This is a genomic window from Novosphingobium sp. 9U (assembly GCF_902506425.1).
Lineage (GTDB): Bacteria > Pseudomonadota > Alphaproteobacteria > Sphingomonadales > Sphingomonadaceae > Novosphingobium.
Genome location: NZ_LR732469.1, coordinates 2,444,127 through 2,456,928, shown reverse-complemented (window position 1 = coordinate 2,456,928; position 12,802 = coordinate 2,444,127). Strand labels below are relative to the sequence as shown.

The 12,802-nt window shown below is 65.4% G+C and carries 12 protein-coding genes; 5 read left to right on the top strand and 7 right to left on the bottom strand.

The genetic code is table 11. The features are described 5' to 3' along the window. Positions 1–53 precede the first annotated feature (53 nt). The 3 genes from GV044_RS11485 (at position 54) to GV044_RS11475 (ending at position 2,764) form a co-directional block, all read left to right on the top strand. On the top strand, positions 54–821 hold the full coding sequence (locus GV044_RS11485) for an SDR family NAD(P)-dependent oxidoreductase (RefSeq protein WP_159869640.1): 768 nt from the start codon (positions 54–56) through the stop codon (positions 819–821). A gap of 126 nt (positions 822–947) precedes the next feature. Further along, positions 948–1,847 carry an SMP-30/gluconolactonase/LRE family protein gene (locus GV044_RS11480; RefSeq protein WP_159869637.1) on the top strand — a complete coding sequence of 300 codons (900 nt, stop codon included), beginning with the start codon at positions 948–950 and terminating at the stop codon, positions 1,845–1,847. Positions 1,848–1,894: 47 nt separating this feature from the next. After that, on the top strand, positions 1,895–2,764 hold the full coding sequence (locus GV044_RS11475) for an SDR family NAD(P)-dependent oxidoreductase (RefSeq protein ID WP_159869634.1): 870 nt from the start codon (positions 1,895–1,897) through the stop codon (positions 2,762–2,764). Between the two features lie 52 nt (positions 2,765–2,816). Here GV044_RS11475 and GV044_RS11470 read toward each other — a convergent pair whose 3' ends face one another. From GV044_RS11470 to GV044_RS11445, 6 genes are all read right to left on the bottom strand, one after another. Then, positions 2,817–3,623: a sugar phosphate isomerase/epimerase gene (locus GV044_RS11470; RefSeq protein ID WP_159869631.1), complete on the bottom strand. Its 807-nt coding sequence runs from the start codon at positions 3,621–3,623 to the stop codon at positions 2,817–2,819. A 36-nt stretch (positions 3,624–3,659) separates the two neighbouring features. Beyond that, positions 3,660–4,634, bottom strand: coding sequence for an NADPH:quinone oxidoreductase family protein (locus GV044_RS11465; RefSeq protein ID WP_159869628.1), 975 nt, complete (start codon positions 4,632–4,634; stop codon positions 3,660–3,662). Positions 4,635–4,698: 64 nt separating this feature from the next. Beyond that, positions 4,699–5,454: an SDR family NAD(P)-dependent oxidoreductase gene (locus tag GV044_RS11460; RefSeq protein ID WP_159869625.1), complete on the bottom strand. Its 756-nt coding sequence runs from the start codon at positions 5,452–5,454 to the stop codon at positions 4,699–4,701. After that, positions 5,455–6,780 carry an acyl-CoA dehydrogenase family protein gene (locus GV044_RS11455; RefSeq protein ID WP_159869622.1) on the bottom strand — a complete coding sequence of 442 codons (1,326 nt, stop codon included), beginning with the start codon at positions 6,778–6,780 and terminating at the stop codon, positions 5,455–5,457. A 32-nt stretch (positions 6,781–6,812) separates the two neighbouring features. After that, positions 6,813–7,883: a phosphotransferase family protein gene (locus tag GV044_RS11450; RefSeq protein ID WP_159869619.1), complete on the bottom strand. Its 1,071-nt coding sequence runs from the start codon at positions 7,881–7,883 to the stop codon at positions 6,813–6,815. 1 nt (position 7,884) lies between these two features. Continuing rightward, positions 7,885–8,373 (bottom strand): MarR family winged helix-turn-helix transcriptional regulator, encoded by a 489-nt coding sequence (locus tag GV044_RS11445; protein ID WP_159869616.1) that lies wholly within the window; start codon positions 8,371–8,373, stop codon positions 7,885–7,887. Between the two features lie 287 nt (positions 8,374–8,660). On the opposite strand from GV044_RS11445, the gene GV044_RS11440 reads away from it, so the two are divergent. Next, positions 8,661–9,896 (top strand): MFS transporter, encoded by a 1,236-nt coding sequence (locus tag GV044_RS11440; protein WP_159869613.1) that lies wholly within the window; start codon positions 8,661–8,663, stop codon positions 9,894–9,896. Positions 9,897–9,915: 19 nt separating this feature from the next. On the opposite strand, the gene GV044_RS11435 is transcribed toward GV044_RS11440, so the two are convergent. Next, entirely contained in the window at positions 9,916–12,078 is a 2,163-nt protein-coding gene (locus tag GV044_RS11435; RefSeq protein ID WP_236554880.1) for a TonB-dependent receptor, read from the bottom strand. A 156-nt stretch (positions 12,079–12,234) separates the two neighbouring features. Here GV044_RS11435 and GV044_RS11430 point away from each other — a divergent pair, with 156 nt between their 5' ends. Next, positions 12,235–12,702, top strand: coding sequence for a Fur family transcriptional regulator (locus GV044_RS11430; protein WP_159869610.1), 468 nt, complete (start codon positions 12,235–12,237; stop codon positions 12,700–12,702). Positions 12,703–12,802 lie beyond the last annotated feature (100 nt).

Sequence of the window (12,802 nt, the reverse complement as noted above, 5' to 3'; positions counted from 1 at the left end):
CCGCCTGGCGGCGCCGCGCTAACAACGTGACGAACAACAAGGGAAGAGGCGACATGGGGGACGCAGGCAAGCCGCTGGCCGACAAAGTGGCAATCGTCACCGGAGCGGGCCAGGGCATCGGCGAAGCGATCGCACTCGGCTATGCCGCGGCGGGCGCCAAGGTCCTCATCACTGGGCGTACGCTGAGCAAGCTGGAAACCGTCGCCGCCAAGATTAAGCAAGCCGGCGGCGAGTGCATCGTCCTCGATGCCGTTGCCGGCGAAGCAGAGCAATCCGAGGCCACGGTCGCAAACGCGGTTTCCGCTTGGGGCCGCGTCGACGTGCTGGTGAACAACGCCCACTCCTTCACCGACTTTCTCCCGCTCGAAGACCCGAGAATGGAAGAGCACTGCAAGGTCGATTTCCAATCCGCCTTCTTCGGCTCGCTCCAGCTGATGCAGCAGTGCTTTCCGCACATGCGCGACCAAGGCAGCGGCTCGATCATCAACATGGGATCGAGCTACGGCATCCGTTGCGAGCCGGGTTTCCTGGCCTATGCCGCCAGCAAGGAAGCCATCCGCACCCTCACCAAGACCGCCGCGCGCGAGTGGGGCAAGCATGGCATCCGCGTGAATACGATCCTGCCGAGCGCCCTTTCGCCCAAGGCGGTCTGGTACCTGGAAGAGAGTAAGACCTACGATCAGGAACTCGCCAAGGTCGCGATGGGACGCTTCGGCGCGCCCGAAGATATCGCGCCCGCCGCCGTCTTCCTGGCCAGCGACGCGTCTAACTTCATCACCGGCCAGACGATCGGCGTCGAGGGCGGCGCGGTGATGCTTTGAGCCGTCCCCTGGGGTGCCACGATCCATGTCGCTTGACAGGGCAAGGTGGCGCTAACACTGTGACGAACGACAAAAAGGTTCCCCGTCATCGAGCGAGTGGGCCGAAACGCAGCGGGTGAGGTGCGGATGACACAGGCAGAGACGGACGCCTTCGAGAAGGTGTCCTCGGGCGTCTACATCGAAGGTCTGGCGATCGACCACGAACGCGACCTCATCTGGTACAGCGACGTGATCGCCGGCGGCATCCACGGCGTGAAGCCGGACGGCACCAAGGTCGCGACCCTCAATCCCGAACGGATGTGGACGGGCGGCGTGGCGATGAACGCGGATGGATCGGTGCTCTCCACCGGTCAGGGCGGCATCATGTGGAACAATCCCGACACCGGCAAGTCGGGCTGGCTGCTCCAGGAGATCGACGGCAAGCCGATCAACGGCATCAACGAACTCATGCCCGATGGCATGGGCGGGCTCTTCTTCGGCACCAACGACATCGAGATGGTGATCGAGGGCAAGGCGCCACGCCCGACCCAGCTCTACCGTCTCTCTGTCGAGGGCGAACTGACCAAGCTTGCCGACGGCCTCGGCTTCACGAACGGCATCATGTTCGACGCGACACGTCAGCGCTTCTACTGCAACGATACGTTCCATGGCACCTGGGCATTCGACGTGGCGGCCGATCTGAGCCTTTCCAACCGTCGCATGGTGATCGAGAAGGAAGACGCGGACGGCATGTGCCTCGACGCAGAAGGGAACCTGTGGGTGACCGGCTTCCGCTCGAACTTCTTCACCCGCCTGACGACCGAAGGAATCCGCCTTCCCGACTATCCCACGCCCGGCGGTTCCATCACGCAACTGCGTTTCGGAGGCGCGGACATGCGGGACATCTACTTCAACTCGGTACCGGCGGACGGCGGGGACACCTTGAAGGACGGCGGCGAGATCAAGGCCGGCGACTCCTTCCTGTTCCGCGGCCGCTCGGAAACGCCGGGCCTCAAGCTGGAGCCCACGCGCTTCCAGCTGCGCTGACGGCCGCCAGCGCCGCTGCACACAAGATCAACGGGGAGAGTAAAAGCATGTCCGACACAGCACCGGTCGCGATCGTCACCGGCGCCAGCCGCGGCGCCGGACGCGGCATCGCCGTGGCTCTCGGCAGCCATGGCTGCACCGTCTATGTGACTGGCCGATCGGAGAAAGTGGGCGACCATGCTCTGCCCGGGACGATTTACGAGACCGCGCAAGCCGTCACCGCGGCAGGCGGCACCGGCATCGCGGTGCGCTGCGATCATTCCGACGATGCGCAGGTCCAGGCTTTGTTCGACCAGGTCCGGGCGGAGCAAGGCCGCCTCGACATCCTCGTCAACAATGCCGCCGCCATCTACGACGAGCTCGGCATGCCGGGCAACTTCTGGGAAAAGCCTCTGAAGCTGGGTGACATGATCGATGTCGGCCTGCGCAGCGGCTACGTCGCCAGTTGGCTGGCGGCACCGATGATGGTGGCGCAGGATCATGGGCTGATCGTCTTCACCTCAGCATCCGGCGCGGCGCATTATTCCATGGGACCGGCCTACGGCGCGCACAAGGCGGGCATGGACAAGATGGCGTTCGACATGGCCGTCGACTTCCGCGACGCCGGCGCGAACGTTGCCGCGCTGTCGATCTGGATGGGCGCGCTTGCCACCGATCGCCTGCTTGCCATGATGGAGGCCGATCCTGACAAGTTCGGCTATCTGCGCGATCAGATCGAGACTCCCGAATTCACCGGTCACGTGATCTGGGCGCTTCACAGCGACCCGGAACTGCATTCGCTGAGCGGGCGAACGCTGATCGGCGCGGAACTGGCGGTCAAGTACGGCATCCAGGACGAAGGCGGGCGCCAGCCCCCCTCCTATCGCGACACGCACAATGTCGTGCCACACGTCCACCACCCGCTGGTGATCCGCTGAGCCCTCTGCTGCGACCTCCGACTACATAGCGCATATGCAAGGAACCTGGCGTTCAGCGTAGCAACTCGCGCGCCCTTGCCACGCAATGCGCGAGCCGCTCCCTTGGTCCTTGGCCCGCCTTCGCCCGCGAGAGCTGCGGGACTTCAAGGCTCAACACCACGTCGCGTGGCAAAGCCACCAGGTACTCCGCCAGCGGCAGCTCGCCATCACCGGGCGCCTGCCGCTCGTGCATGGCCTCGTCCATGTAGTCCGCATCGGATGCGAGCGGTGCGTCGCATAGCTGGATGTAGCCCACGCGCTCGTTCGGCACCGCCGCGAGGTCGGCGCCGGTAAGCCCGGTGCGAGCACAGTGCATGGTGTCGATGATGAGGCCAAGGTCGGGCGCGCCCACCGCCTCGATCACCGACATAGCACCGGGCAGATCGGCGATGCCGAAGATCGGCACGAACTCGATCAGCGGTACGATCCCGTACTCGCCACAGGCTTCGGCGAGCCGCCCGTACTGGTCCACGTTCCTCGCGAAGTCGGCCTCCAGGCTGACCGAGTTGATCCGCCGCGTGCCCAGTTCGCTCAGCACGTCGAGGCTGGCGCGCCACGTGTCCATGCCGTCCACATCGGGCAGCACCGGCAGGTTCTCGCCCAATGCGATGTGGATGCCGTTTGCTTGCAGCGCCGCCTTCATCTCGCAGCGCAGCGCCTTGTCTTCGCGGATCGCGTAGCGTGGGAAGCCTTCGGGATTGGTGTTCGACAGGTTGAGCCCGAAGCTGATGCTGTCGCACCCAAGCTCAGCCGCGAGTTCGACGAATGCCACCGGCGGCAGCCCGAAGATGCTGATGTAGTCGATGCCCAAGCTGCGCATGCTACCCCTCTACCCGCTTTCAAGCCGCTGGGCGCCTCACATCTGCAGGACGAGCCGCCCGGCCGCCTTGCCGGAAAACGCCGCGTGCATGGCCTGGGCGTAATCTCGCAGCGGGTAGCATTGCGCGATCTCCGGTTGGAACGTGCCCTTCTCCGCCAGCGCCATGACCTGGCGGCGGTTCTCCTCCGCCTCGGCCGGACGCTTGAGCGCATGATCGCGCATCTGCACGCCGATCAGGCTGGCGCTCTTGAGCAGCGGCAAGTTGGTCCTCAGGGCAGCGATGCCGGCCGGAAAGCCGATGATCAGGTGCCGACCGTCATAGCCCAGATTGCGGAAGGCGAGTTCGGTCAGGTCACCGCCTACGGGGTCGAACACGATATCGATCGGCTCGCCGCCATTGGCTGCCTTGACCTGCTCGCGCCAGTCGTCCGCTCCCGTCGTGACCACCGCGTCGGCGCCGCCGGCCAGGGCAGCGGCTGCCTTTTCTGGTGTGGACACGGAGGCGATCACGCGCAGGCCAAGGTGTTTGCCGACTTGCACCGCGGCGTAGCCCGTTCCGCCCGCGGCACCGAGCACCAGCAGCGTCTCGCCCGCACGAGCACGCGCACGATCGGCCAGCGCATAGTGCGCGGTCATGTAATTGACCGGAAACACCGCGGCGGTCTCCAGCGACATGGCATCGGGGACTTTCGCCATGCGCTCCGCGACGAAGTTGTTGGCGTGCGCGAACAGCCCGCCGATGCCGCCGCAGAACACGCGATCGCCGACCTGCAGGTTGGTCACGCCTTCGCCCAAGGTCTCGACCACGCCGGCGGCCTCGCTGCCCGGAATGAACGGCAGGGGCGGTTTGAACTGGTACTGGCCCATGGCGGTGAGCACATCCACGTAGGACACGCCCGCCGCCTTGATGCTCACGCGCACCTCTCCGGCTTTCGGTGGGCCGGGATCGAACTCGCGCAGTTCATAGCTTTCCGGGGGGCCGAATGCGTCGGCGACGACGGCTAGGGGCATCCAAAACTCCCAAGGACAAAGGATATGGTCACGTCCCCCCTTCCGCAAGCGAGAGGGGAGTCGGTCAATGCTGCCCGCCATCGCACCGTACGATCGAGCCAGTGACGTTCGCTGAAGCCGGGCTCGCCAGGAACAGTGCCGCCGTGACAATGTCCTCGGGCTCGGCGGCATGGCCGCGCGGGATCGGGATCGGTCCCCTGCCCTTGTCCGGCCAAGCCTCCACGATGTCGGTGCGAAAGGCGCCAGGCGAGAGCGTGTTGACCCGCACGTGTGGCGCGTACTCCCAGGCGAGGCTACGACCCATCGCGTTCAACGCCGCCTTGGACGAGCCATAGGGAACGACCTGCGGCAACGGCATCATCGAGCCTGAGGAGGTGACGTTGATGATGCACCCGCCCGCCTCTCCAGCTTCGCCAGCATCGAACATGCGCTTGGCGATCAGGCTGGATAGCCGGAACGGCCCTTTGAAGTTCAGGTTCAGCACGGAATCGAACAGCTTTTCCGTAACCTCGTGGCTGGGCGCTCGCGGGCTCATCCCGGCGTTGTTCACAAGGATATCCACACGCCCGAATGCGGCATAGCCTTCCTCGACCAACCGATCGCACTCGTCCCAGCGGCCGACGTGCGCGGAGATCGCCAGAGCCGTCCGGCCTAGCCCCCGCATCTCCTCACAGACTGCCTCACACGCCTCCAGCTTGCGACTGACGACGATGACGTTCGCCCCGCGCTCGGCAAAGGCACGCACCATCTGGTAGCCCAGCCCGCGCGAGCCGCCGGTGACCAGCGCCACCTTGCCGGTGAAGTCGAACAGCGGGTCCACTCAGACGGTCTCCGCCACGATCTCAGGATTGCGCGCATCGGGGTAGCGCTCCAGCGCCTTGGCGGTGCGGGTGGGGATGTGTTCGGAGGGGAACACGCCATCGGCAGGCTTTGCGCGCTTGAGGTAGGCACGGGCGAGCTGGCTGCGGTGCGCGTCGGTCGGGCCGTCGGCGAAGGCCAGCGCCATGTTGCCACCGTACCACTTGGCGAGCGGCATATCGAGGCTGATCCCCAGCGATCCGTGGATCTCTAGCGCCCGCCCCACGACGTTGGCGTAGACCGAGGCCATCGCTACCTTGCACATGCCGATGTGCTTGCGCGCGGCCCCGTGCTTCATGCGGCCGGCCTCGATCTCATCGATCAGCCAGGCGGTCTTAAGCACCAACAGGCGAAACTGCTCGAGCTCGATGATCGAGTCCGCGATCTTGGCCTGCACCATCTGGTGCTCGCCCAGCGGCTTGCCCTTGGTGGTGCGCGACGCGGCACGCTCCAGCATCATGTCGAGCGCACGGTTGCACATGCCGACGGTGCGCATGGCATGGTGGATGCGCCCGCCGCCCAGCCGCGCCTGCGCCACCTTGAAGCCACCGCCACGCTCGCCCAGCATGTGGTCGAGGGGCACGCGCACCTGGTTGTAGCGGATGTGCGCGTGGTGACCGTTCTCGGGGTCGAAGTCGCCGGCGATGGCGACGTTGCGCAGGATCTCGATGCCGGGCGTCTCGGCGGGCACGATGAACATGCTCATCCGCTCGGTCAGCGCAGCTTCGGGATCAGTCACCGCGATGACCAGCAGGAAGCTGGCGAACCGGGCATTGGACGAGAACCACTTCTCACCATCGATCACCCACTCGTCACCGTCCAGCGTGGCTCGGCACGTAAACACGTCGGGATCGGCGCCGCCCTGCGGCTCGGTCATCGAGAAGCACGAGACGATGTCGCCGGCCATCAGGGGCCCGAGATACTTCTGCTTCTGCTCAGGCGTGCCGAACAGCGCCAGGATCTCGGCATTGCCGGTGTCGGGCGCGGCGGTGCCGAACACGGTCGGCGCCCAGGTCGAGCGGCCGATGATCTCGTTCATCAGGCCGAGCTTGACCTGGCCATAGCCGGGTCCGCCCAGGTGTGGGCCAAGGTGGCAGGCCCACAAGCCTTGCGCCTTCACCTGCTCCTGCAGCGGCTTCAGGTGGCGCTTGGCCGCCTTGTAGCCGGGATCGAACTGTGCGCCCTGCTCGGGGAACAGCAAGTCCATCGTCTCGCACTCGTCGCGGACGAAGCGGTCCATCCAGTCGAGCTTGGCCTGGAATTCGGGTTCGATGGAAAAATCAATCATGGTCTCTCCCAGTCCTCCCCTGCGGGAGAGGATCACTTCAGTCTTTTCACCATCTTGGCGGTGTCCACAAAGCAGCTCTCGACGATGCGCGCGAAGAACCGTCCGACGTCCTTAGGCAGAATGCCCGCCTCCGCTTGGGCCACCTTGTATTCCAGCAGGCATCCCGACTTGAACTTCGACAAAACGCTGAACCAGTCGAAGTCGCGAATGTCGCGGCCAGTGCCGGCGCAATAATAGCGCCCGAGCTCCTGCCGCGTCGGGAAGTGCTCCGGGTTGTTCAGTGCGGTCGGAAACGTGCGGCCGAGATCGTCCTCGTCGCGCATGCCGCCGGTGAACCAGCCCATGTCGATCATCGGGTCGCCGATGGTGGAGAGCTCCCAATCGATCATCGCCGCCAGCCGCGCCGGGGGTCCATGATGGAACATCATATTGGGCGTGCCGACATCGCCGTGGATGATTCCGCGCACCTCGGTGGGCAGGGTCGAGCCACGAAGCCACTCCTCGGTCTCGGCATAGCCCGGCAGCTCGCGCCGCTCATAACCCTTGTATCTCTCTGGATAGCTGGAGAGCTGGCCAGCCCAGCGATCGACCTGCCGCTCCAGGAACTTGCCCGGCTTGCCATAGTCGCCCAGCCCGATCGCCTCGTAGTCGACATTGGCGAGCGCGATCAGCCCGTCGACGATCGCGAAGGGGATGCCATACTCGTAAGGCATGCGATCGAACGGCGGCTCGTTGTGGATCTTCTCGTCGCGCAAGTTGGGCGCCCAACCCTCGACCTTCTCCATCACGTAGAACGGCGCGCCGACGACGCTATCGTCCGCGCAGGCGCCGTAGCAGATTGGATGCGGCACGTCGGTCTGCTTGAGAGCGGTTAGGATCCGCGCCTCGCGCAGCACGCCCTTCTCGGCGCCTGGAGGCGGCACGGCGGGCGGGCGGCGCATCACCATCGGCTTCTCGCCACGATCTAGCGTCAGCACCACGTTGGAAGTGCCCCCGGACAGGAGCGAGGAGCGAAGCGGGCCCGAGCCAAGCTCCGGTACGTTCGCGTCGAGCCATTCGGTCAGCGGCCCTGTGGGTGCAAGTTTGTCGAGATCGGCGTCCACGTCAGGCTCCCACCGCGTCGTTGGCGCGCTCGTATTCGCGAAGCCGCACTTCGAGGTCCTTGCGCAGGACCCGCAGCGCCGCGGCAGCCGCCTCGATCTGCTGCGCATCCATTCCGCCCGCGATCGCGGCGGCCAGCGCATCGGCCCGCGCATCGAATGCGCGCTTCTTGTCGGTGCCCAGCTTAGTCGGGCAGAGCAGGACGGCGCGCTTGTGATCCGGGTTGGGTTGCGTCTCGATCAGACCGGCGTCGATCAGCGAGTTCGCGGCACGCTGTACGATCTGCCTTGGCTGCCCGAGCGAGCGGCCGATCTGAGAAACGGTCGGCGGCCGCTCCGCCTCGACCACAGCGTTGAGGACAGTCAGTTCGGAGTCGCCAAGCCCGTCGGGCCGCCGCGCATCCGCAAACAGGCTCTTGAGGCGGCCGTTCAGGCGGATCACCTCGTCCGAGAGTCCCGCCAGCGGGTGCCTTGCTTTCCAGCGTGTCGACATGGTGCTCAGATGTCAGTTTGACACGATGGTGTCAATTAGACGCAGGCTCAACCAGTGATCATGTGGGGATATCGCCACGGCGTCATCGCCGCCGCGGTTGGTTGCCAAAGCTTGATGATGCGCTTGCATTCGGATTGACTGCGCGCGCCGAGCCCCCGCCTGAGCCGGAGGCGTCGACCATGGTGCGTGCGGGCTTCTCTGCAGCATCGTCTGCCCGTCAGTTGAGCGAGCGGAAACCGTAGAGATCGGGGCAGCGCGTACTGCTCCGCGTGACGAGAGGCTTGCGATTGACCTACCTTGCGGAACTGAGCCGAAACTGGCGCCCTCTGCTGGCCGCGACCATCGGCATGGGCAGCGGCATGTCAGTGGTGGGCGTGATCACCAGCACTATCGCGCCTACGCTGCTGAAGGATACGGGCTGGCCCATGGCCCAGTTCGCCGCGGTGGGTAGCCTGGCGCTGCTGATGTCCTTCGTCTTCCCCTTCGTGGGCCGCCTCGCAGATACCATCGGCGTGCGCTGGACCGCGCTGATCGGCCAGGTGACGTTGCCGCTGGTCTACCTCGCCTACAGCCTGATGGACGGAGCGCTGTGGGTCTATGTCACAATCTTCGCCTTTCACAGCCTGATCTGCGTCACGACGACATCGACCGTCTACACCCGGGCGGCGGTGCAGCACATCGTCCATGCGCGCGGCCTTGCCCTAGCAATCGTCGCGTCCGGCCCAGCGCTGGCGGGCATCGTCATCGCGCCGCTGTTGAATGGCTATGTCGAAGCGAATGGTTGGCGAGCGAGCTATCAGGCGGTGGCGATTGCGACGGCGGTCGCGGGCTTGATAACCTTCCTGCTGCTGCCGAGCGATCGCCCCGCCGGCACTGCAGCGGCACCCAAGCGACGCGCGCGCGAGGACTATCCGCAGATCCTGCGTACGCCGGCGTTCTGGATCCTGCTCGGCGCCATGCTGCTATGCAATCTGCCCCAGACGATCATCCTGGTGCAGCTGAAGCTGGTGCTGCTGGCGAACGGCATCAGCGGGAGCGATGCGGCGGTGATGCTCAGCACGGTGTCTGTGGGCATGCTGGCCGGCCGCTTCGTGACTGGAGCAGCGCTGGACAGGTTCAATGCCAGGCTCACCTCGGTCATCAGCCTGGCCTTGCCTAGCCTGGGCCTGTTCCTCCTCGCCTCCAGCTTCGACACACCGGCCGTCATCACCTTTGCCGTCTTCTGCCTGGGCTTCGCATTCGGAGCGGAGGGCGACGTCGTCGCATTCCTGGTTGCCCGCCACTTCGGCGTGCGCGTCTACAGCTCCACGCTCGGTCTGTTGACGGCGGCCATGTCGCTCTCGACAGCCTCTGGCGCGTTGTTGCTCAGCTACACGCTGGCCAGGACCGGAAGCTACGATCTGTACCTGCGGATCGTCGCCACAGCCGTGCTGGCGGGCGCCGCCCTGCTCCTGCTGCTCGACGGCAGGCGCAAGGCGGAAGAAGTGGCACCCGACACTCAGCCGCTCGGCACTCAGCCGTAAAGCCGAGGCCTGCCGGTCGTCAGATCGCGAAACGTATGGTCGCGCGCAGATCCCGCCCAGCAAGCGGCGCGAAATCCTTGAGGAAACTCGCCGCCCGGCGCGCCGTCACGTCGAAGAGATTGTTGGCACTGAGGATCACTTGCGTCTTGTTGTCCTTGCCGAAAGGCGACAAGCTGACGCTGGCGTTGACCATCGTGTAGGCATCGGTCGATGTCTCGAAGTCGGCAGTGCGGTTCTGCTCGAACACATGCTCAACTTCGGCGCGGGCACTGAAGGTGTCGCCCTGTGCTTCAAGACCGCCGAGCACACGCGGCGCGGGGATGCGCGGCACCGGCCCCTCATCGATGACGTTGGCGCGGACGTAGTCGCCCAGGATGTCGGCGTTGATCTTCGTCGTGCCCAGCGTCAGGAGCTGTGCCGACACGTCCGCCTCGAAGCCATAATAACGCGCATCGGCTTGCTGGTACTGGAAGCACGGCAGATCGACCTGGCGACCGACGGCGCCATACTGCAGCGCCCCGGCGGCGCACACGCCTTGATCCAGCTGGTTCTGATAGATGTAGTTCGAGAACCGGTTGTAATAGGCCGAGGCGTCGAAGCTCACACGATCGGTGTGCGCGTGCAGGGTCGCCTCTAGACCCCAGCCCTTCTCCAGGCCGAAGTTCGGGTTGCCCAGTTCGTAGGCCTGGGTGCCGGCATGGCCGCCGTTGGCGAACAGCTCTTCGGCCGAAGGCGCGCGCTCGGTGTACGATCCGCTGACACCGATGCGGATGTCATCGGTCAGCCCGTACGAGGCGCCGAGCGATCCCGAAAAGGCATGAAAGCTGCGCCGCCCTTCAAAGAAACGCGCGTCTTCATCGCTGCCGGCCTTGAGGTTCGACCACTCGTACCGGGCGCCCGCCTCGGCCTTGAGCGCACCGAAGTTGAACTGCTGCAGCGTGAACAGGCCGGTCTGGTCGCTCTCGTTGCGCGGCAGGAAGGCTTCTTCGCCCACCACATTGAAGCGGCGATTGAAGTATTGCACGCCCGATGCGCCCGACCAGACCCCGCGGCGCGCCTGCACAAACTCGAGCCGCCCCTCCAGCCCGTTGTTGTAGAAGGCGGTGCCGATCTCGCCATTCTCCTCCAGCTCGAAATGGCGGTAGGTGGCATGGGCGGCACGAACGCGAATGCGATCCAGGAAACCACCGCCGGTGTCCACCTCCCCGCGCAAGTCGACGCGGTCCTGCTTGAGGTCCAGCCGCGGCGCCTCCTGCTCCTGCCCGATTTCCGTCGCATAGCGCACCGGCACGCCGTAGAAGCTGTCATAGTGGCTGTAGCTGACGCCCAGTTGTCCGGTGTCGGTGATCAGGCTAGCGCCAACGCCCGCGGTCCAGGTCTTGGCGGCGCTGTTGGGCAGCCGGCCCTTGATTGCTGCGGAGCCCGCGAAGTCGATTGGCTCTTCCGAGTCCTGGGGCAGCCCGACTTGCGAGAGTGCGGCCGCTCGCGCCGTAGGTGAAAGCGCATGGCCACCGATGCGCAGATCGTCGGTCTTCAGATACGAACCATCGGCGTGGACCACGAACTTGTCACCCAGCGCGACATCGCCGGCGACCTCGCCCGAACGCTCCTGCGCCGCCGAGCCGTAGCTGGCGATGCCACTGACCCGATAGCCGTTCCCAGGGATGGTACGGGGTATGCGCGTGTCGATCACGTTGACGACGCCCCCGACCGCCGAAGAACCGAACAGCAGCGCGGAGGGCCCGCGCAGCACTTCCACACGCTCGGCGAGCAGCGGGTCGATCACCACGGCATGGTCCACGGACGTGTTGCTGACGTCGACCGATCCGATCCCGTCGGTCAGCACGCGAACGCGCTCGCCCTGGAAGCCGCGCAGGATCGGGCGCGAGGCGCTGGGGCCGAATGAGGTGGCCGAAACGCCCGGCAGCTTGGCCAGCGTCTCGCCGATTGAGGGACGCAAGTTTCGGGTCAACGCCTCGCCGGCAAGCACCGAGGTTCCCTGCAGCACGTCCTGCTCGCTGCGCGAGACTGGCGCGGTGACGATAATCTCGCGGCCGACTGCCGACTGGCGTGATGACGGGGCGCTGACTTGAGCAGCCGGGTCGCTCGCCGTCTGCGCAAGGACCGGCATAGCCCAGGCGAGGACAAGGGAGCTGACGGAAAAGCGAAAGATAAGACTCATGGTGACGTTCCCTGGACCGGATGCGACGCCACTATGCTCGATGTATCGTTATATCAAACAATTTCTGTAACGTTATATCGCGCTACCGCGCTACCGCGCTGCCGTGCCCTCCTAGCCCGATTGCGCCAAGGGGCTTGCGCCAATATATGAGCCGGCATGGACAGTTCGCATCAGCACACGGCCCTTCGCGGCAAAGACCTGGAAGAGGCGGCCCGCAATGCCGTGCTGGCCGCTGGGGAACAGTGGACGCCGATGCGGGCGGGCGTGTTCGGCGTACTGACAGGGTTCGAGAAGCCCGCGTCTGCCTACGACGTGGCCGAGGCCATGACGAAATCGGAAGGCCGCCGCATCGCTGCCAACAGCGTCTATCGGATCCTGGACCTCTTCGTGGCAGCCAATGTCGCACAGCGCATCGAGAGCGAAAACGCCTATATCGCCAACGCACACCCCGAGTGCCGGCACGATTGCATCTTCCTGATCTGCGATGCCTGCGGTGAAACTCAGCACGTCGATGACGACATGATCTCCGAAGGCGTGCGCCAGGCCGCAGGTCGGATGGGCTTCCTGGCCGCGCGCCCGGTAATCGAAGTGCGCGGTACCTGCAGTCGCTGCGCCGTTCACTAGGCACGATTACCTCAGTCTGCGTCAGTTACTCCTCCTCGACGAGCGCGACATCTAGGCCGAAGCCTGGCGCCTCCGCGGCGGGTGCGAACGGCCAGTGAAT